Here is a 20856-nt window from a genome sequence, read left to right as displayed (position 1 = left end):
AAGACACTGTGCTTTCCCTATTTCAAGAACAAGAAGGTGCCCCCATGCATTACCCCTCCCTGAACTTCGCCCTGGGCGAGACCATCGACATGCTCCGCGACCAGGTGCGCAGCTTCGTCGCCGCCGAACTGGCGCCGCGTGCCGCGCAAATCGACCACGACAACCTGTTCCCTGCCGACATGTGGCGCAAATTCGGTGACATGGGCCTGCTGGGCATCACCGTATCGGAAGAATACGGCGGCGCTGGCCTGGGCTACCTGGCCCATGTGGTGTCGATGGAAGAAATCAGCCGGGGCTCGGCCTCGGTGGCACTGTCCTACGGCGCGCACTCCAACCTCTGCGTCAACCAGATCAACCGCAACGGCACCCATGAGCAAAAGCTCAAGTACCTGCCCAAGCTGATCAGCGGCGAACACATCGGCGCGTTGGCCATGAGCGAGCCCAACGCCGGCTCCGACGTGGTCTCGATGAAGCTGCGCGCCGAAAAACGCGGCGACCGCTACGTGCTCAACGGCAGCAAGACCTGGATCACCAATGGCCCCGACGCCAACACCTACGTGATCTACGCCAAGACCGACCTGGACAAGGGCGCACACGGCATCACTGCGTTCATCGTCGAACGTGACTGGAACGGCTTCAGCCGCAGCAACAAGTTCGACAAGCTGGGCATGCGCGGCTCCAACACCTGCGAGCTGTTCTTCGATGACGTCGAGGTGCCCGAAGAGAACATCCTCGGCCAGCTCAACGGCGGCGTACGCGTACTGATGAGCGGCCTGGACTACGAGCGCGTGGTGCTCTCCGGCGGCCCGACTGGCATCATGCAAAGCTGCATGGACCTGGTAGTGCCCTACATCCACGACCGCAAGCAATTTGGCCAGAGCATCGGCGAGTTCCAGCTGATCCAGGGCAAGATCGCCGACATGTACACCCAGCTCAACGCCAGCCGCGCCTACCTGTACGCCGTGGCCCAGGCCTGCGACCGTGGCGAGACCACTCGCAAGGACGCTGCCGGGGTCATCCTCTATACCGCCGAACGCGCCACGCAAATGGCCCTGGAGGCTATCCAGATTCTCGGCGGCAACGGCTACATCAACGAGTTCCCGGCCGGGCGCCTGCTGCGCGACGCGAAACTCTACGAGATCGGCGCCGGCACCAGCGAAATCCGCCGGATGCTGATCGGCCGCGAACTGTTCAACGAAACCCGCTGAGCACAAGGGACGGGCGCACATGGCTACCTTGCACACCCAGATCAACCCGCGTTCGGCGGAGTTCGCCGGCAACAGCGCGGCCATGCTCGAACAGGTCCAGGCCCTGCGTGGCCTGCTTGCCCACATCGCCCAGGGCGGCGGCCCCAAGGCCCAGGAGCGGCATACCTCGCGCGGCAAACTGCTACCGCGCGAGCGTATCGACCGCCTGCTGGACGCAGGCTCACCCTTCCTCGAAATCGGCCAGTTGGCCGCCCATGAGGTGTATGGCGAAGACGTGCCCGCTGCGGGCGTGATTGCCGGCATCGGCCGAGTCGAAGGCGTGGAGTGCATGATCGTGGCCAACGACGCCACGGTCAAAGGCGGCTCCTACTACCCGCTGACGGTCAAGAAACACCTGCGCGCGCAAACCATCGCCCTGCAGAACCGCCTGCCGTGCATCTACCTGGTCGATTCCGGTGGCGCCAACCTGCCGCGTCAGGACGAAGTGTTCCCTGACCGCGAGCACTTCGGGCGGATCTTCTTCAACCAGGCCAACATGAGCGCGCTGGGCATCCCGCAGATCGCCGTGGTGATGGGCTCGTGTACCGCCGGCGGGGCCTATGTGCCGGCCATGGCCGACGAAGCGATCATGGTCCGCCAGCAGGCCACCATCTTCCTGGCCGGCCCGCCGCTGGTGAAGGCCGCCACCGGTGAGGTGGTGAGCGCCGAAGACCTCGGCGGCGCCGATGTGCACTGCCGCATCAGCGGCGTGGCCGACCATTACGCCGACAATGACGAACACGCCTTGGCCCTGGCCCGGCGCAGCGTGGCCAACCTCAACTGGCACAAGCTGGGCACCTTGCAGCGCCAGGCGCCGATCGCCCCGCTGTATCCTGCCGATGAGCTGTACGGCGTGGTACCGGCAGACGCCAAGCAGCCGTTCGACGTGCGCGAGGTCATTGCCCGCCTGGTCGATGGCTCGGTGTTCGATGAGTTCAAGGCACTGTTCGGCACCACCCTGGTGTGTGGCTTCGCCCACCTGCACGGCTACCCGATAGCGATCCTGGCCAACAACGGCATTCTGTTCGCCGAGGCCGCGCAAAAGGGCGCGCACTTCATCGAACTGGCCTGCCAGCGCGGCATCCCGCTGCTGTTCCTGCAGAACATCACCGGCTTCATGGTCGGCAAGAAGTACGAGGAAGGCGGCATCGCCAAGCATGGCGCCAAGCTGGTGACCGCGGTGGCCTGCGCCCAGGTACCGAAGTTCACGGTAATCATCGGCGGCAGCTTCGGCGCCGGCAACTATGGCATGTGCGGCCGCGCCTACGACCCACGCATGCTGTGGATGTGGCCTAACGCACGCATCGGCGTGATGGGCGCCGAGCAGGCCGCAGGCGTGCTAGCCCAGGTCAAACGCGAACAAAGCGAGCGCAGCGGCCAGCCCTTCAGCGCCGAGGACGAGGCCAGGCTCAAGCAGCCGATCCTCGACCAGTACGAGCACCAGGGCCACCCCTACTACTCCAGCGCCCGGCTGTGGGACGACGGCGTGATCGACCCGGCACAGACCCGCGACGTGCTCGGCCTGGCGTTGTCCGCCGCGCTGAACGCCCCGATCGAACAGAGCCGCTTCGGCATTTTCCGGATGTGATCCATGAGCGATTTCAGCACCCTTGAAGTGGTCAACGACCCTCGCGGCTTCGCCACCCTGTGGCTCAGCCGCGAAGACAAGAACAACGCTTTCAACGCCCAGATGATCCGCGAGCTGATCGTCGCCCTCGGCCAGCTAGCCGAAGACAGCAGCCTGCGTTTTCTGCTGCTGCGTGGCCGTGGCCGGCACTTCAGCGCCGGCGCCGACCTGGCCTGGATGCAACAGTCGGCACAACTGGACTTCAACACCAACCTCGATGACGCCCACGAGCTGGGCGAGCTGATGTACACCCTGCACCGGTTCAAGGCGCCGACCCTGGCCGTGGTGCAAGGCGCGGCCTTTGGTGGCGCGTTGGGCCTGATCAGTTGCTGCGACATGGCCATCGGCGCCGAAGACGCCCAGCTGTGCCTTTCGGAAGTGCGCATCGGCCTGGCCCCGGCGGTCATCAGCCCGTTCGTGGTCAAGGCCATCGGCGAGCGCGCCACGCGCCGCTATGCCCTGACCGCCGAACGCTTCAGCGGCGTGCGCGCCCGTGAACTGGGGCTGCTGGCCGAGGTGTACCCGGCCCATGAATTGGATGCCCAGGTCGAAGCCTGGGTGGCCAACCTGCTGCTCAACAGCCCGCAAGCCCTGCGCGCCAGCAAAGACCTGCTGCGCGAGGTCGATGACGGCGAGCTGAGCCCTGCCCTGCGCCGCTACTGCGAGAACACCATCGCTCGCATCCGCGTCAGCGCCGAAGGTCAGGAGGGCCTGCGCGCCTTCCTCGAAAAGCGCCGCCCAGCCTGGCAAACCGACGATAACAAGGAGCCGCGCCCATGAGCCGCACCCCGTTGACCACCCTGCTGGTCGCCAACCGCGGCGAGATTGCCTGCCGGGTGATGCGCACCGCCAAGGCCATGGGCCTGACCACCGTTGCCGTGCACAGCGCCACCGACCGTGACGCACGGCACAGCCGCGAAGCCGATATCCGCGTCGACCTCGGCGGCACCAAGGCCGCCGAAAGCTACTTGCTGGTGGACAAACTGCTTGCCGCGGCCAAGGCCAGCGGCGCCCAAGCCATCCACCCGGGCTATGGCTTTCTTTCCGAAAACGCAGGCTTTGCCCGCGCCATCGAAGACGCCGGGCTGATCTTCCTCGGCCCACCGGCCAGCGCCATCGACGCGATGGGCAGCAAGTCGGCGGCCAAGGCCCTGATGGACGCGGCCGGCGTGCCGCTGGTGCCGGGCTACCACGGTGAAGCCCAGGACCTGGACACCTTCCGTGCCGCCGCCGAACGCATCGGCTACCCGGTGCTGCTCAAGGCCAGCGCCGGTGGTGGCGGCAAAGGCATGAAAGTGGTCGAGGACGAAAGCCAACTGGCCGACGCCTTGGCCTCGGCGCAGCGTGAGGCGCAATCGTCGTTTGGCGATGCTCGCATGCTGGTGGAAAAGTACGTACTCAAGCCACGCCACGTAGAAATCCAGGTGTTCGCCGACCAGCACGGCAACTGCCTGTACCTCAACGAACGTGACTGCTCGATCCAGCGCCGCCACCAGAAAGTGGTCGAAGAAGCCCCTGCCCCTGGCCTGTCCCCCGCGCAGCGCCAGGCCATGGGCGAGGCCGCGGTGCGCGCTGCTCAGGCCATCGGCTATGTGGGTGCGGGCACGGTGGAGTTCCTGCTCGATGCCCGCGGCGAGTTCTTCTTCATGGAGATGAACACCCGCCTGCAGGTCGAACACCCGGTTACCGAAGCCATCACCGGCCTTGATCTAGTGGCCTGGCAAATCCGCGTGGCGCGCGGCGAGGCATTGCCGATCACGCAGGCACAGGTGCCGCTGATCGGCCATGCCATCGAGGTGCGCCTGTATGCCGAAGACCCGGCCAACGGCTTCCTGCCAGCCACTGGCAAGCTGGCCCTGTACCGCGAGTCGACCCCGGGCGAAGGCCGTCGGGTGGACAGCGGAGTCAGCGAGGGTGACGAGGTGTCGCCGTTCTACGACCCCATGTTGGGCAAGCTGATTGCCTGGGGCGAGGACCGTGAACAGGCTCGCCTGCGCTTGCTGGCGATGCTGGACGAGTTCGCCATCGGCGGGTTGAAGACCAACATCGCCTTCCTGCGGCGCATTCTCGCCCACCCGGCGTTTGCCGAGGCCGAGCTCGACACCGGGTTCATCCCGCGTCACCAGGATGTTTTGCTGCCCGCCCCGCAAGCGCTGCCAGCACCTTTCTGGGAGGCGGCCGCCGAAGCCTGGCTACAGGGCCAGGCCGGTCAGCAACGGGACGACGACAACCGTTCGCCGTGGGCTGAGCGCAACGGCCTGCGCCTGGGGCTGCCAGCGCGTAGCTGTCTGCATCTGGCCAGTGCCGGGCAGGACCAGGCAGTGGCGCTGGAACACAGCGCGGCCTCTACCTGGCAGCTCGATGGCGAGCAACTGGTGCACGACCAGGAAGGCGTGCGCCGTCAGCACCTGGCGATACGCCGCGGTGGCACCTTGTACCTGCGCTGGGAGGGCGAGATGCACGCCATCGAAGCCTTCGACCCGATTGCCGAGGCTGAGGCCAGCCATAGCCACCAAGGTGGCCTGGGCGCGCCCATGAACGGCAGCATCGTGCGGGTGCTGGTCGAGCCGGGGCAGGTGGTGGAGGCCGGTACCGCGCTGGTGGTACTGGAGGCGATGAAGATGGAGCACAGCATTCGCGCACCGCATGCTGGGGCGGTGAAGGCGCTGTTCTGTCAGGAAGGGGATATGGTCAGCGAAGGGACGGTGCTGGTCGAATTGGTGGAATGATTCAAGGCGGGCCGGCTTGAGGCCTGGGGTGTCTATGCGATCGAGTGCCGCGCGGGCGGCGCTCGATCACATGGGCGCTACAAAAACCAGCAGTCAAAACGCCCCATGCACCCGCACGACCACGCCCAGAAACACGCAGCCCTCCTCGCACAACAGTGCCGGGTAGCTGCTGTTCAGCGCCTTCAGGTACAGCTGGCCACCCTCTTCGGCCAGCTCACGGAAAATCGCCTGCTTGCCCGGTTGGCGGGCGATGACCAAGCGCCCCGGCTCAGCCTCCACCCCTGGGTCCACCAGCATGCGCATGCCCTGCGGCACACTGCGGCCACTGGCGGCACTCATCGCATCGTTTTCAACGGTCAGCCAGAACGCCTTGCCCTGGGCCATGTAGTCCGTCTGCTCGTATGCAACAGGCTCCGCCAGCGCCTCTGCACCGAGTTCATCCCAACTCAGTACCGGGTAGCGGAAACACACGATGTATTGCATGAGATCCAGGTCGTCGTCGGCATCATCCACATCATAGATGCCTCGCGCCTCGCCAACCTGCCCCACGATGCGCAGCCGTAAGCTGACATTGTAATGAGGCATGCCAAGCTCGATGAACGTTCGGTTCATCGACTCGATCTTCGGTTGTCGCCGCTTGTTCACCCAATGCCCTACGCTGCCTTGCGACACGCCAACGCGCTCGGCAAGCTGCTCTTGAGTAAGCCCTAGCTCCTCCATCCGGTCACGGACGAGGGCAATCCATTTATCCATATTCATCGCTGGCACGATACGGACTGCCTTCCGGCGCTCAATAAACATTCAGTATTATTTATCAGAAAGCGTGAAAATACTTTAGGTATTAGTATCGACCTGAACCCTTTCCCTATTGGCATTCGCAGGTATCAGGATGAAACCACCGCAAAACGACGAAACAGATCTCGACAGCGAAGCGGCCCGCCGCGCCCTCGACTACTACCTCAACCCCAACCCGACGCGCCCCAGTACCGAGAACAAGATCTGGACGCTCCACGAAGGCGTAAGCGGTGAGCAAGCCCAGGAGCACGCCATCGCCCTGCTCCGCTGCGCCGCCGCCACGGCGCAGGAAACCGCTGTCCATCAGCAAGGCACCCAGCGCGAGTTGACCTTCGCCTTGATGCACATGATGGACATGGCGCGCGCACTGCTGGAGCACAAACGCACCGCGCAGACGGGTTTGTAGGTAACAAGGAAGGGAGATACGTGATGGCCGGGTAACGGCAAAGGCCCCGATTGCCGGGACAAGGAAGCGCATCGGTAAAACTATTTTACCGAATTAGCGAAAAATCATTTGACTGGCAAATGATAACGATTATTATTGCACTCAGCTGATCGCGAGATCTGCTGGATAACCTGGAGCTTAGGTCGCTCTCAGATTATCTCCTCATCAGGCTAATCACGGTTTTTGACCCGGCTTTTTGCCGGGTCTTTTTTTTGCTCTTCAGGCTAATGAAGATCGTGAATGGCCGGCATGATAGCAAAAGTGTGTCAGACCGTGAACGCTCATTACAAAACTTTGCCGAATCAGCACTTGAGAATCAATCTCGTTTCACCTACGCTGATGAGGCATCAAGGAAGATGCCCCCACACCTCCCCTTTTGAGCAAGGAGCTGTCCATGACACGTCTGCTGCTGCCCCTTGAACACCCCACCGCCACTGCCGAGCACGCTGCCGAAGACGCCCTGCTGCATGCCCTGAAACGCCTGCCCCGACGCGTCCAGCAAGTGTTCCTGCTCAACCGTCTTGACCAACTGGATTTCGCCACCCTCTCTGCCCGGCTTGATTTGCCGTTGAGCAGCATCGAGCGCCATATGAACCAGGCGCTGCAGGCAGGCCGTTCGCGCCTCGATGTGCTGGCGAGCGTTGCCGGGCAATGGTACGTGCGCCTGCAGAGCCCCCACGTGACCGCGTGCGAGCGCATCGACTTTCGCCGCTGGCTGGATGCCGACCCGGCGAACTTGCAGGCGTTTCACGACACCGAGTTGCGCTGGCGCAGCCTGCTGGCCCCGGCCCGGCAACTTGGCCAGGACGGTTGGTACCGCCAAGGGCGCGCGGCGCTGTCGTTGGGGGGGTGTTCGATTGCAATGGGCCTAGGCGTTGCAGCGTTGCTGCTGTTTGGCTTTTGGGCCTGACCCCTGCTCAGTAACGGGCATCACCCAAACAGCTGCACCATCCCCCACACAGGCACAACCGCCGCCAAGCCAACGGCCAGCCGTGGCCAGTACGGCAGCAGCATCACCAGCAGCATCCCCGACAACGACATCGCGCCCAGCCAGGCCACCGGCCCTATGGCCCACCCCCAGGCTTGAGCGCACAACAGCAGGCTGACCAGCAACGCGAGCCACCCCGCGCCGCGCAACCCCACACGCAGCGCACGTGGGCAGGGCCGCTGCCATACCTGCTTGTAATGCCGTTCCAGGCCTTGGCACAGCCCGAGCATGCCGACGTAGGCGAACAACACGCCACCTGTGACCCACATCATCATGCGCCAGCCTCCACATTGCGCCCAGCTTTGGCCCGGATCGGCGCCGGTACCGCTTTGCCCACCCGCCACGCCACCAGCCCCAGCAAAACGCCCATCACCAAGGCACTGAGTACCACCCCCACGCGCATCGCATCCCCCACGCCGCCCAGTGCGCCCAAGCCGATGCACAGCACGGCCACCAGCAGCAGTTGCTCGACCCAAGCCCGCCGGGCCGGCCTGACGCCTGCATGCAACAGCGCCAACACCCACACACCGAAGAACGTACGCACTTCCCAGCTTTCCCGTTGCGCCAGCTCGACCGGCAGTACGCGGCTGGCCCACAGCAGGGCCACGCAGGCCAGCAGCAAGCCGCTGATGAAACCGACATTGCACACTTCGGCCACCCGGTACCAGCGCCGCGCCGAAGCCTGGGCCGTGCCGTTGCCATACTTGCGCCCACGCTTGACGCAGAACAGCACCAACCCACTGGCGATCATCACGCAACTGACCAGCCCACAGATGAAGTACAACCAGCGCATCGGGTAACCGCCAAACTGCGCGAAGTGCAGGCCGACCATCACCCGCTGGGTCAGGGGGGCCGCGCGCCATTGCGGTACATCGCTGAGCAGCTCGCCACTGACGCCATCGAAGACCATGGCCTGGCCTTTGGCGAGGGCGATGCGGTTGCCCAGCTCGGGGCGGATTTCGATGCGCGCACCGGCCGTGTTGGGGTTGCGGATGTTGAGGCCGCCCAGCGGCCCCAGCCGAGCCTCGGCCTGGGCCAGCAAGGGTGCTACATCGACCAGTTGGCCCGGCTGCCTGGCCAGCTGCCGAGGCTGCTCCAGGCGGGCATTGCCCTGGGCATTGAAGTAGGCGCGGCTGTCGCCTTCGAACAGCGCATCGACCCCTGCCGGGATGTAGATGAGCATGAAGATCACCAGCCCGGTATAGGTGATCATCAGGTGGAACGGTAGCAACAGCACAGCGCTGGCATTGTGAAAGTCCAGCCACGAACGTTGGCCCTTGTTGGGCCGGAAGGTGAAGAACTCTTTGAAGATTTTCTTGTGGATCACGATGCCGGTGACCAATGCGGCCAGCATCACCAGCGCCAACGCACCAACCACGAAAATGCCCCAGTTGCGCGGCAGGTCGAGGGTGAAATGGAAGCGGAAAAAGAAGTTGCCGCCAACGCTGTCACGCACCTCGATGGCCTCGCCGGTTCGCGGGTCGAGCTGCACGCCACCGCCATGGCGACGGTCGCCGGTGGATACGCGCAACCCCGGCGAGCGTTCGGTCGGCAGGCTGATGCCCCAGTTGCCGGCCTGCGGTTCATGGGCCTGCAGGTAGGCAACGGCCCGTCGCGCGGCATCGGCCTGGGAAACCTCGGTAGCCGGGACCTCTGGCTGCATCCAGTGGTCGAGTTCCTTGTCGAACACCGCCAGGGTGCCGGTGACGAAGATGGCGAACAACAGCCAGCCGAAGATCAGCCCGGCCCAGGTATGCAGCCAGGCCATCGATTGTGTGAAGGTATTCTTCATGCCAGCCACCCCAATGCCTGCGGCCAGAAGCCGAGCAATGCCAGCGGTGCGGCGAGGGCCAAGGGTGCCCAGGCGCGCACGGCATCACGGCTGGCAAAGGCCCAGAGGATTGCGCCGGTGTAGAAGACGAACGCTGGCAGGGTCGCGACAATGACTGCATCGGCGGCTGAAAGCGGCAACAACCGGGCCAGGCAGGCACTGGCGGCGTAGCTGAGCGCGTAGCCGCCAAACAGTGCGGCCGCGCTGCGGGAGAGGATCTGCAGCCAGGCGGGGGCTTGGATCATCGGGTGTCCCTCAAAGGTCATGATGGGGCGCGAAGCAAGGCCGCGCCTGCGTACAGGAGCGGCCTTGCTTCGCGCCGACCGATCGCAAAGGGCCGCACAGCGGCCCCAGGGGTCAGAAGGTGATGTTCAACGAGGCAAACACCGCCCGACCCGGTTGGTTATAGGTATTGGCCCCCGAGCTGCTGGCATTGCCACCGCGCAGGATCTGTTTGTCGAACACGTTGTTCACCCCCACCCGCACGTCATAGTTGGCGTTGAATTTGTAGCCCGTGCTCACGTCCACCAGGCCGTAGGCTTCCACATCCTGCTGCGCATCCTGGTCGTAGCTTTCCTGGGTGCGGTAGTTGTAGGTCGGCGATTTCTGCTTGCCGAAGTACGTACCCGCGACCTGGAACGACAGCTTGTCGGTGGCGCGCCAGTCGAGGGTGGTATTGACCGTGTATTCCGGGATCACCGACAGCGGTTCGCCAGTCTCGCGGCTGTCGTTGTCGAGCATCCAGGTCAGGTTGGTGTTCCAGTCCAGGGTCGGGGTCAGCTCGATGAAGAAGTTGCCCTCGATACCTTCCACGCGCGCCTCGCCGGCGTTCTCCCACTGGGTCACGCGACGGCCGCTGTTGATGGTGTAGAGCACATCGGTGTCACCGATGATCTTGTTCTTGTAGTCGTTGCGGAAGTAGGTCGCGCTGGTACGCCAGGTGCCACGGTCGTACAGCAGGCCGATCTCCTTGTTGACGCTGATCTCGGGCTTGAGGTCGGCGTTGCCCTGCAGGTAGCAGCCACCGGAGTTGGTTTGCTGCACGCTGCAACCGTTACCCCGGCTGTAGAGCAGGTAATTGGGGTTGGACTGGTACAGGTTCGGCACCTTGTAGGCCCGGGCGATACCGCCCTTGAGCGACAGCGCCTCGGTCAGCTTGTGCGACAGGTTCAGGCTAGGGCTGAAGTTGTCGCCGAAGGTTTCGTGGTGGTCGAAGCGCAGGCCCGGGGTGACGGTGGTGTCGCCAACAATGATGTTGTCTTCGACGAACAGCGCGTAGCTCTTGGCGGTCATCTTCGAGTTGCTGCGATCGAAGCCGCTGATCGCGTCGTTGCCACCGCCGCTCGGGTCGAAACTCTGCGGGCGGAACGAGCCCTGATCGTTCAGCGACTCGTACAGGTACTCCCCCCCCAGGGTCAGCACATGTTCGGTGCTGCCCATCGCGAACGGCAGGTTCACTTCACTGCTCAGGCGTGTATTGCGCAGCCGCGACATGGCCGCGCCGCTGTCGTTGATCGCGCCTTCCGGGCCACCGGCCAGGCCTTCGTTGAGGCGCCAGTTGCGCACGTATTCATAGGCCAGGGTGGTCTTGCTGGTGCCCCAGGTGAAGTCGCCCAGGTGGGTCAGGTCGTAGGTGTTGCGTTGCATCACGTTGGTCTCGTGGCCATACAGGCTGGAGATCAGCTCGACATTGCTGCCACCGTTGCTGTTCATGGTGTCGCCGGCGTAGAGGTTGCCTTGGCGGCTGTAGCCGGCGCTGGCTTCGAGGCGGTGCTCATCGTTGAGCTTCCAGCTCAACAGGCCGTTGATGTCCTTGTTGCGCACGCCTTCGCGGCCAGCCGACAACGCACTGTTGGCATGGCTGGCGTTGATGTCCAGGTCGTCGGCATCGGTCTTGGCCAGGCCACCGTACAGGCGGAACCCAAGGTTTTCGGTGAGCCCGCCGCCCAGGTTGAAGTTGGCGCGGCGGCTGGCACCCTCAGCGCTGTCTTCGGGCATCTGCGTGTACAGGCTGACGCTGCCCTTGAGCTCATCGGTCGGGCGCTTGGTGATGATGTTGACCACCCCACCCATGGCGCCGGAGCCGTAACGCGCCGCCGCCGGCCCGCGCAGGATCTCGATGCGCTCGACCGCTTCAGCCGGCACCCAGTTGGTTTCGCCACGGGTGTCACGGTCGCCGTTCCAGCCGTAGCGCACGGCGTTACGGGCGCTGGAAGGCTTGCCGTCGATGAGGATCAAGGTGTTTTCCGGCCCCATGCCGCGCAGGTCGATCTGCCGGTTGTTGCCGCGCGCACCGCTGGCGCTGTTGCCGGTCAGGTTGACCCCGGGCTCGCGACGGATCAGCTCGGACAGGTCATTGCTCGGAGGGTGACGCTTGATGTCTTCTTCGGTGATGATCGACGAACCCAGTGCCTGCCGCGCCTCGCGCTCGGCGGTGACGAGGGTGTCCTGGATGACCAGGGTATTTTCAGCAGCCGGTACTTCCAGCACTTCACCCGTGCGTTGCTCTTCGGCGTGGGCTGCGGTCGCGACCATGGCCGGCGAGGCCAGCGCGACGAACGCCAGGGCCAGGCTGTTGGGTGAGGTTCTGGATTGCATCGGTACATCTCCTGCGGTTCATGAGCGAAAGGCACATCCTTGCCAGGCCGGAGAGCCCTCGCCCACCGCCCTCGCAAACACAATGTGGAGGTCAATAGGGGTGGTAAATATAGTGATTCTCAAATGAGTTTAAATCTTATTTACGAAACTTACATGTTTGTAACGGAACTTTGCTGAAACGCCCGAGCTTGCCCTACTCTGTGGCGGCCTCTTTGGCCCATCGAGACCTCGTCATGTCGATGCTGCTGGCGCTGCGCTTCTCGCCTGCCGCGACTCTGGCCTTCGTGATGGGCGCAGGTTTCATCGCCGACACCGCCAGCCTGCCGCTGGTGGTGTCGAACCTGGGGCTGCATGTGCTGGCGCGCAAAGGGGTCAGCATTGGCTGGGGGGATTACTTCAAGGTCGGGGTACTGCTGACGGTCCGGTGTTGCTGGTGACATTGGCGGCGTTGGCGGTGCGCTTGAGTATTTAGGTGCACCGGCGCTCTGTGGGCGCGCGGTTTACCCGCCACAACCCATCCACCTGCGTGGTAAAGCCTGCGCTCATCAACTCACGCCGCATCGCCCATTGCGCCGCCGCCGGCACCGCCGCACTGCGCAGCGTGCCCCTGCCCCAGCGCGCATTCACACCGTCGATCACGCTCATCACCCGCTCCGTCTGCAGCGTCTGCGACGGCGTAAACAAGTCGCCGGTGAACTCCCCGCGCCGGCACAACTGCAACAGCAACACCTCTGCCTTGCTGTAGCGAAAGCCCTGCCGATACACCCGGCCCACCGCCTCCAGGGCCATGCGCGTGAGCAGCCGCACGTCATCGGTAGGGTATGGCAACTGCACCACCACGCCATTGGCATACTTGGCTTCGTCCGGGTTGAACATGCCGGTACGGATGCTGACACGCATCTTGCTCGCCAGTGAACCCTGGCCACGCAGCTTCTCCGAGGCGCGCATCACGTAGGTGGCCACTGCTTCCTTGATGGGCGCCAGTTCGGTCAGGCGCTGGCCGAACATACGGCTGCAACAGATTTCCTGGCGTGGCGGATCGATGTCCTGCAGTTGCAGGCACGGCGTGCCGGCCAGTTCGCGCGCGGTCTTTTCCACCACCACGCTGAAGGTCTTGCGCAACAAGCCCGGCTCGGCGCGGGACAGGTCCCAGGCCGTGCGGATGCCCAAGCCCTGCAGGTGCGCGGTGAGGCGCTTGCCGATGCCCCAGACCTCGGACACGTCGCACTTTTTCAGCACCCACTCACGATGCGACGCAACCCGCAGGTCGACCACCCCGCCGCTGTGCACCGCCCAGCGCTTGGCCGCATGGTTGGCCAGCTTGGCCAGGGTCTTGGTGCCGGCGATGCCAACGCCCACAGGAATGCCGGTGTGCTTGAGCACCCGCTCGCGAATGCAACGGCCAAGGTAGTCGAGGTCGCCAGGCACGCCGGCCAGGTCCGCGAAGGCTTCGTCGATGGAATACACCTCCAGTGCCGGGACCATGCCTTCGATTACCGTCATTACGCGCTGGCTCATGTCGCCGTACAGCGCGTAGTTGGATGAAAAAGCCACGACGCCATGGCGGTGCAGCAGCTCCTTCACCTGATAATACGGCTGGCCCATCTTCACCCACTGCTTGGCCTCGGCGCTGCGGGCGATGATGCAGCCGTCGTTGTTGCTCAACACGACGATGGGTGTGCGCAACAGATCGGGGCGGAACACACGCTCGCAACTGGCGTAGAAGCTGTTGCAATCGATCAGGGCGAAAACGGGAGCAGGATTCATCGGGCGGCAACACGAATACTGTATTTATATACAGTTAAACACACCGCTGCGCGGATGCTGCTACCCGCTCATCCGATTTGCATCTTGGGCCAGGGCTCCTACAGTTTCGAACGTAACCACAAGGCCGAGGCCAGCGATGCGCAGCGTCGAGAAACCCCAGCACATGGCCACCCGCCAAGGCCTTGCCGAAGATCCCACGCAGTGTGCGCCGGGGCTACCTTTGCAGGGCTTCGCCTGCTGCGCTGAACGGGCTGCGCCGCTATTTCAGGTCATGGCTGCGGACGCTGAACGTCACCACGCCCCAGATCGTCAACTCGTCGCCTTCGAGGATGTACCTCGGCGGGTAACGCGGATTCTCCGAGCGCAACGCCACCTGCCCGCCAATGCGGTGCAGCCGCTTGCACAGCGGCTCGCCATTGACCGCAGCGATCACGATCTGGCCATGCCGCGCTTCGAGGGAGCGGTCGACCAGCACCAGGTCGCCGTCGAAGATCCCGGCGCCCTGCATGCTGTCGCCGTCTATCCTGACCAGATACATGTGCGGGGCGCGCAGGTTGAACAGTTCGTCCAGCGAGATGGGCTGCTCCATGTGATCCGCCGCCGGTGACGGAAAGCCTGCCGGGATACGGAACAGATAACGTGGAACAACACCGCTACCGCAGGTGATGGGGCCCAGGATGGATGTCATGGTACGACCTTGAAATTAACTGTATATAGATACAGTATCGACCTGCTGAGTATCAGGTCAATTTCGGCGTAGGAAATTTCGACAAGTGGGGGTACATGCCATGTGCGGACGCTTCGCTCAATATCAGGGCCTGGCCGATTACCTGCGTGAACTGGACGCCGAACAGGACGTAATCAGCGGCTACGACAACCTGCCAATCGGACGCTACAACGTTGCCCCCGGCAGCCGGGTGCTGATCCTGCACAATGCCGAGCACGGCCTGCGCATCGACCCTTGCCACTGGGGCTGGGCACCTTTCTGGGCCACTCGCAAACACCCGGCCCCCATCAATGCGCGGGTCGAGACAGTGACCACCGGCAAGTTCTTCAAGGCCCTGTGGCCTCAGGGGCGGGCCTTGGTAATGGCGGATGGTTGGTACGAATGGGTGGCCGACCCGCACGATGCCAAGCGCAAGCAGCCCTATTACATCCGCCTGAAAAGCCGCGCGCCGATGTTCATGGCCGCGTTGGCCGAAGTGCACACGGGGCTGGCGCCCAACGAGGGCGATGGCTTCGTGATCATCACCGCCGCCAGTGATGAGGGAATGGTCGACATCCATGACCGCCGGCCTCTGGTGCTGGGGCCGGCGGACGCGCGCGCGTGGATTGACGCTGATGTGCCAGCCGCACAAGCCGAACGCCTGGCGCGGGAGCGATGCCTGCCGGTGGAGGCGTTCGAGTGGTTTGCGGTGGGCAAGGACGTAGGGAATGTGCGCAACGACGGTGCCGAGTTGATCGTGATGCAGCATACCGAGCACCAGCCCTGACGTCGTCTTGCCGTTATCCGCGTGTGCAATGTCGCTAAACCGGAACCTGCGCCGGGTGCTGCTCCTGTACTGACCACCCCCCATGCCCATCCACTTCCAGGCGGTGGGTGTGGAACGCCGCCAAGGTACTGCGGTGGCCGACACTGACCAGCAAGGTGTCTGGCATTTCGCTGCGCAACAGCGCATACAGCGCATGCTCCAGCCCTTCATCCATTGCCGAGGTGGACTCGTCGAGAAACACCACCTGGGGCTGGTTGAACAGCACGCGGGCAAACGCCAGGCGTTGCTGTTCACCGACCGAGAGTATGTGCGACCAGTCACAACTGACATCTAGGCGCTCGGCAAGGTGGGCCAGGTTGACTTGGCGCAAAGCCTGCTGCATGCGCGCTTCGTCCTCGGGCACGCTGGCCGAGGGGTAGGCGATGATGGTGCGCAGGTCACCCAACGGCAGGTAGGGCCGCTGCGACAGGAACAACGCCTGATGCCCCGTAGGCCGTTTCACCTCACCTTCGGCGTATGGCCAGAGGCCCGCCAGGGCGCGCAACAAGGTGGTTTTGCCGCTACCCGACGGCCCTTTGATCAACAGCGCCTGACCGGCACGCAGGCTCAGGGCGAGGTCGGCGATCAGGTGATGGCCATCGGGGCGAAGCACCTGCAAACGGGTGATATCCAGGGCGTGCGCCTGTTCCTCGGTGTTGACGCGCGGCAGTGAACTGGCCTGCTCGTTGGCATCCAGGAAGCCGGTCAAACGATCGAGGGTGGCACGGTATTGGGCAAACGCATCGTAGGACTCACGGAAGAAAGACAACGAATCCTGCACTTGGCCAAATGCCTGGGAGGTCTGCATGACGTCACCCAGCTTGATCGCGCCACTGAAGAAGCGCGGCGCCTGGAGGATGAACGGGAACACCACCGCGACCTGGCTGATGCCCAGGTTGAAGCCGCTGAACTTGAGGTTTCGGAAGACCAATGCCCACGCGTTGACGATCAATGCGCCAAAGCGGCCCAACAACGTACCCCGCTCGACATCCGCGCCCTGGTAGAAGGCAATGTTCTCGGCATTTTCGCGCAGACGCATCAGGGCGTAACGGAAGTTGGCGGTGAGTTTTTCGTTGAGGAAGTTCAGGCGAATCAGCGGGCGCCCGAGACGAAAGGCGATCCAGGTGGCGACGATCACATACAGGTACACGGCAAAGACCATCGCCCGTGGTACCTCGTACCCCGCCACTTCAAGCGGCGCCGACAACCCCCAGAGGATGCCAGTGAAGGCTACCAGCGAGACCAGCGCGCTGACCGCGCCGAGCGCAAGCGACACCGAGTTGGTGACGAACGCGTTTACGTCCAGCTCGATACGTTGGTCAGGGTTATCTACCGGCTCAGCGAGGAACTGACTACGGTAATAGGCATCGCCATGCATCCAGTCGCGGGTCAAGCGCTCGGTGAGCCAGACTCGCCATTGAATGCTGAAAGCCTGTGTCACGTAGAACGTGAACAGCGAGCGCAATACGTGAATGGTCGCCAGCACCGCAAATACCCCAAGCAGGTACCAGAAGGCATTCTGGTCGAGGCCTTGCAGGGCACTGTAGAACCCGTTGTACCAGAATGAGAACAGCACGTTCAGGCGCACCGAGAACAGTGTCAGCACCAGTAGCAAGGCAAACACCAACAAAGGCCGCCAGCTGCGCCTGAAGCTGAAATATGCCCCGGCAAGCTGCCAGAACTGGCTGCCCCAGCGGGTATAACGTACTGCCAGTGTGGCGGCTGCGGTGAAGCAGACCAAGGTGATGAACGAGGCAATTGCAAGCCAGCTCAGACTCTCTTGCAGGGCCTGGTGCCAGTTCATTTCCATGATGGGTATCCATGCTGAGTATTTCCGCGAGGGTAGCACTACCCCGCGATTAATCAGGCATAGATGACGCAGATTTCATTGTCGGGGGCCCGGCAGCGCGATAGAGAGTGCAAGCCGGAAAAGACAAAACCCCTACCTGCTCGCGCAGATAGGGGTTTTGCGAAATGAATCTTGACGATGACCTACTCTCACATGGGGAGACCCCACACTACCATCGGCGATGCATCGTTTCACTACTGAGTTCGGGATGGGATCAGGTGGTTCCAATGCTCTATGGTCGTCAAGAAATTCTGTTGCCAGAACGTCCAGATGGACAGCCTAGCGAATTCGGATATGTGATGTTGTGATGTACATTCGAACTTTCGGTTCGTGCGTCTTCACCACCGCAATCTGCAGGAGCAAATTGCTTGGGTGTTATATGGTCAAGCCTCACGGGCAATTAGTATTGGTTAGCTCAACGCCTCACAGCGCTTACACACCCAACCTATCAACGTCGTAGTCTTCGACGGCCCTTTAGGGGATTCTAGATCCCAGTGAGATCTCATCTTGAGGCAAGTTTCCCGCTTAGATGCTTTCAGCGGTTATCTCTTCCGAACATAGCTACCCGGCAATGCCACTGGCGTGACAACCGGAACACCAGAGGTTCGTCCACTCCGGTCCTCTCGTACTAGGAGCAGCCCCTCTCAAATCTCAAACGTCCACGGCAGATAGGGACCGAACTGTCTCACGACGTTCTAAACCCAGCTCGCGTACCACTTTAAATGGCGAACAGCCATNCCCTTGGGACCGGCTTCAGCCCCAGGATGTGATGAGCCGACATCGAGGTGCCAAACACCGCCGTCGATATGAACTCTTGGGCGGTATCAGCCTGTTATCCCCGGAGTACCTTTTATCCGTTGAGCGATGGCCCTTCCATACAGAACCACCGGATCACTAAGACCTACTTTCGTACCTGCTCGACGTGTTTGTCTCGCAGTCAAGCGCGCTTTTGCCTTTATACTCTACGACCGATTTCCGACCGGTCTGAGCGCACCTTCGTACTCCTCCGTTACTCTTTGGGAGGAGACCGCCCCAGTCAAACTACCCACCATACACTGTCCTCGATCCGGATAACGGACCTGAGTTAGAACCTCAAAGTTGCCAGGGTGGTATTTCAAGGATGGCTCCATGAGAACTGGCGTCCCCACTTCAAAGCCTCCCACCTATCCTACACAAGCAAATTCAAAGTCCAGTGCAAAGCTATAGTAAAGGTTCACGGGGTCTTTCCGTCTAGCCGCGGATACACTGCATCTTCACAGCGATTTCAATTTCACTGAGTCTCGGGTGGAGACAGCGCCGCCATCGTTACGCCATTCGTGCAGGTCGGAACTTACCCGACAAGGAATTTCGCTACCTTAGGACCGTTATAGTTACGGCCGCCGTTTACCGGGGCTTCGATCAAGAGCTTCGCTTGCGCTAACCCCATCAATTAACCTTCCGGCACCGGGCAGGCGTCACACCCTATACGTCCACTTTCGTGTTTGCAGAGTGCTGTGTTTTTAATAAACAGTCGCAGCGGCCTGGTATCTTCGACCGGCATGGGCTTACGGAGCAAGTCCTTAACCCTCGCCGGCGCACCTTCTCCCGAAGTTACGGTGCCATTTTGCCTAGTTCCTTCACCCGAGTTCTCTCAAGCGCCTTGGTATTCTCTACCTAACCACCTGTGTCGGTTTGGGGTACGGTTCCCAGTTATCTGAAGCTTAGGAGCTTTTCTTGGAAGCATGGCATCAACCACTTCGTCGCCTAAAGGCAACTCGTCATCAGCTCTCGGCCTTGAAATCCCGGATTTGCCTAAGATTTCAGCCTACCACCTTAAACTTGGACAACCAACGCCAAGCTGGCCTAGCCTTCTCCGTCCCTCCATCGCAATAACTGCAAGTACAGGAATATTAACCTGTTTTCCATCGACTACGCTTTTCAGCCTCGCCTTAGGGACCGACTAACCCTGCGTCGATTAACGTTGCGCAGGAAACCTTGGTCTTTCGGCGTGGGAGTTTTTCACTCCCATTGTCGTTACTCATGTCAGCATTCGCACTTCTGATACCTCCAGCAAGCTTCTCAACTCACCTTCACAGGCTTACAGAACGCTCCTCTACCGCATCACCAAAAGGTGATACCCGTAGCTTCGGTGCATGGTTTGAGCCCCGTTACATCTTCCGCGCAGGCCGACTCGACTAGTGAGCTATTACGCTTTCTTTAAAGGGTGGCTGCTTCTAAGCCAACCTCCTAGCTGTCTAAGCCTTCCCACATCGTTTCCCACTTAACCATGACTTTGGGACCTTAGCTGACGGTCTGGGTTGTTTCCCTTTTCACGACGGACGTTAGCACCCGCCGTGTGTCTCCCATGCTCGGCACTTGTAGGTATTCGGAGTTTGCATCGGTTTGGTAAGTCGGGATGACCCCCTAGCCGAAACAGTGCTCTACCCCCTACAGTGATACATGAGGCGCTACCTAAATAGCTTTCGAGGAGAACCAGCTATCTCCGAGCTTGATTAGCCTTTCACTCCGATCCACAGGTCATCCGCTAACTTTTCAACGGTAGTCGGTTCGGTCCTCCAGTCAGTGTTACCTAACCTTCAACCTGCCCATGGATAGATCGCCCGGTTTCGGGTCTATACCCAGCGACTAAACGCCCTATTAAGACTCGCTTTCGCTACGCCTCCCCTATTCGGTTAAGCTCGCCACTGAATATAAGTCGCTGACCCATTATACAAAAGGTACGCAGTCACCTAACAAAGTAGGCTCCCACTGCTTGTACGCATACGGTTTCAGGATCTATTTCACTCCCCTCTCCGGGGTTCTTTTCGCCTTTCCCTCACGGTACTAGTTCACTATCGGTCAGTCAGTAGTATTTAGCCTTGGAGGATGGTCCCCCCATATTCAGACAAAGTTTCTCGTGCTCCGTCCTACTCGATTTCATTGATAAGAGATTTTCGTGTACGGGGCTATCACCCACTATGGCCGCACTTTCCAGAGCGTTCCACTAATCTCAAACCAACTTAAGGGCTGGTCCCCGTTCGCTCGCCACTACTAAGGGAATCTCGGTTGATTTCTTTTCCTCAGGGTACTTAGATGTTTCAGTTCCCCTGGTTCGCCTCTTGCACCTATGTATTCAGTACAAGATACTCAGCTTATGCTGAGTGGGTTCCCCCATTCAGAGATCTCTGGATCACAGTCTGTTTGCCGACTCCCCAAAGCTTATCGCAGGCTACCACGTCTTTCATCGCCTCTGACTGCCAAGGCATCCACCGTATGCGCTTCTTCACTTGACCATATAACCCCAAGCAATCTGGTTATACTGTGAAGACGACATTCGCCGAAAATTCGCATGCTGCTCAGTTAAGAGCACATCACAAATTTTACCTTAGCCTGATCCACTACCAGTGAAAGTAGTGTTCAGTCTATTTCTATCACATATCCGAATTTTTAAAGAACGATCTGACAAAAG

At 61.5% G+C, this 20856-nt stretch carries 15 protein-coding genes, 2 rRNA genes and 1 pseudogene; 8 read left to right on the top strand and 10 right to left on the bottom strand.

The features are described from left to right. Positions 1 to 44: 44 nt before the first annotated feature. From PC358_RS00090 to PC358_RS00075, 4 genes are read left to right on the top strand one after another with little or no spacing between them, the layout of a single operon-like run. On the top strand, positions 45 to 1208 hold the full coding sequence (locus PC358_RS00090; protein WP_033696680.1) for an isovaleryl-CoA dehydrogenase: 1164 nt from the start codon (positions 45 to 47) through the stop codon (positions 1206 to 1208). Positions 1209 to 1227: 19 nt separating this feature from the next. Next, on the top strand, positions 1228 to 2835 hold the full coding sequence (locus PC358_RS00085) for a carboxyl transferase domain-containing protein (RefSeq protein ID WP_033696679.1): 1608 nt from the start codon (positions 1228 to 1230) through the stop codon (positions 2833 to 2835). 3 nt (positions 2836 to 2838) lie between these two features. Continuing rightward, complete coding sequence (locus PC358_RS00080; protein WP_033696678.1) at positions 2839 to 3654, top strand: gamma-carboxygeranoyl-CoA hydratase; 816 nt, start codon at positions 2839 to 2841, stop codon at positions 3652 to 3654. Next, a complete protein-coding gene (locus PC358_RS00075) occupies positions 3651 to 5603 on the top strand; it encodes an acetyl/propionyl/methylcrotonyl-CoA carboxylase subunit alpha (protein ID WP_033696677.1) in 1953 nt (650 codons plus the stop codon). Before PC358_RS00080 ends, PC358_RS00075 begins: the two co-directional genes overlap by 4 nt. A gap of 93 nt (positions 5604 to 5696) precedes the next feature. On the opposite strand, the gene PC358_RS00070 is transcribed toward PC358_RS00075, so the two are convergent. Further along, entirely contained in the window at positions 5697 to 6404 is a 708-nt protein-coding gene (locus tag PC358_RS00070; protein ID WP_033696676.1) for a LexA family transcriptional regulator, read from the bottom strand. Positions 6405 to 6492: 88 nt separating this feature from the next. On the opposite strand from PC358_RS00070, the gene PC358_RS00065 reads away from it, so the two are divergent. Together PC358_RS00065 and PC358_RS00060 are read left to right on the top strand one after the other, a co-directional pair. Next, positions 6493 to 6804, top strand: coding sequence for a DUF6124 family protein (locus tag PC358_RS00065; RefSeq protein WP_033696675.1), 312 nt, complete (start codon positions 6493 to 6495; stop codon positions 6802 to 6804). A 433-nt stretch (positions 6805 to 7237) separates the two neighbouring features. Next, positions 7238 to 7753, top strand: coding sequence for a DUF4880 domain-containing protein (locus PC358_RS00060; RefSeq protein ID WP_033696674.1), 516 nt, complete (start codon positions 7238 to 7240; stop codon positions 7751 to 7753). Between the two features lie 20 nt (positions 7754 to 7773). On the opposite strand, the gene PC358_RS00055 is transcribed toward PC358_RS00060, so the two are convergent. The 4 genes from PC358_RS00055 to PC358_RS00040 form a co-directional block, all read right to left on the bottom strand. Then, on the bottom strand, positions 7774 to 8106 hold the full coding sequence (locus PC358_RS00055) for a DUF3325 domain-containing protein (protein WP_033696673.1): 333 nt from the start codon (positions 8104 to 8106) through the stop codon (positions 7774 to 7776). Continuing rightward, positions 8103 to 9623 (bottom strand): PepSY-associated TM helix domain-containing protein, encoded by a 1521-nt coding sequence (locus PC358_RS00050; RefSeq protein ID WP_033696672.1) that lies wholly within the window; start codon positions 9621 to 9623, stop codon positions 8103 to 8105. Before PC358_RS00050 ends, PC358_RS00055 begins: the two co-directional genes overlap by 4 nt. After that, the gene (locus PC358_RS00045; RefSeq protein ID WP_033696671.1) at positions 9620 to 9907 is read right to left on the bottom strand and encodes a hypothetical protein; all 288 of its coding nucleotides are present in this window, start codon (positions 9905 to 9907) and stop codon (positions 9620 to 9622) included. Before PC358_RS00045 ends, PC358_RS00050 begins: the two co-directional genes overlap by 4 nt. 112 nt (positions 9908 to 10019) lie before the next feature. Beyond that, positions 10020 to 12260 (bottom strand): TonB-dependent siderophore receptor, encoded by a 2241-nt coding sequence (locus PC358_RS00040; RefSeq protein WP_033696670.1) that lies wholly within the window; start codon positions 12258 to 12260, stop codon positions 10020 to 10022. Positions 12261 to 12466: 206 nt separating this feature from the next. Here PC358_RS00040 and PC358_RS28330 point away from each other — a divergent pair. Then, positions 12467 to 12667 (top strand): annotated as a pseudogene (locus PC358_RS28330) (ArsB/NhaD family transporter); the annotation flags it as partial. A gap of 61 nt (positions 12668 to 12728) precedes the next feature. Here the strand turns inward: PC358_RS28330 and PC358_RS00030 are convergent. Then, positions 12729 to 14027 carry a Y-family DNA polymerase gene (locus PC358_RS00030; RefSeq protein WP_033696668.1) on the bottom strand — a complete coding sequence of 433 codons (1299 nt, stop codon included), beginning with the start codon at positions 14025 to 14027 and terminating at the stop codon, positions 12729 to 12731. A 259-nt stretch (positions 14028 to 14286) separates the two neighbouring features. Next, positions 14287 to 14715 carry a LexA family protein gene (locus PC358_RS00025; protein ID WP_033696667.1) on the bottom strand — a complete coding sequence of 143 codons (429 nt, stop codon included), beginning with the start codon at positions 14713 to 14715 and terminating at the stop codon, positions 14287 to 14289. 100 nt (positions 14716 to 14815) lie between these two features. Here PC358_RS00025 and PC358_RS00020 point away from each other — a divergent pair, with 100 nt between their 5' ends. Continuing rightward, positions 14816 to 15520, top strand: a complete 705-nt coding sequence (locus tag PC358_RS00020; RefSeq protein ID WP_033696666.1) for an SOS response-associated peptidase family protein — start codon at positions 14816 to 14818, stop codon at positions 15518 to 15520. 34 nt (positions 15521 to 15554) lie between these two features. Here the strand turns inward: PC358_RS00020 and PC358_RS00015 are convergent, their stop codons facing one another. The 3 genes from PC358_RS00015 to PC358_RS00005 all read right to left on the bottom strand — a co-directional run bounded on the left by PC358_RS00015 (position 15555) and on the right by PC358_RS00005 (position 20680). Next, entirely contained in the window at positions 15555 to 17369 is a 1815-nt protein-coding gene (locus PC358_RS00015) for an ABC transporter ATP-binding protein/permease (RefSeq protein ID WP_033696665.1), read from the bottom strand. 169 nt (positions 17370 to 17538) lie between these two features. Continuing rightward, a 5S ribosomal RNA gene (gene rrf / locus PC358_RS00010) occupies positions 17539 to 17654 on the bottom strand. A 133-nt stretch (positions 17655 to 17787) separates the two neighbouring features. Further along, a 23S ribosomal RNA gene (locus tag PC358_RS00005) occupies positions 17788 to 20680 on the bottom strand. Between the last annotated feature and the right edge of the window lie 176 nt (positions 20681 to 20856).

Origin of the sequence: Pseudomonas capeferrum (genome assembly GCF_000731675.1) — a bacterium.
GTDB classification, from domain to species: Bacteria; Pseudomonadota; Gammaproteobacteria; order Pseudomonadales; family Pseudomonadaceae; genus Aquipseudomonas; species Aquipseudomonas capeferrum.
Note: the sequence above shows the minus strand (reverse complement) of the source record. Positions and strands in the feature narration are given on the sequence as shown.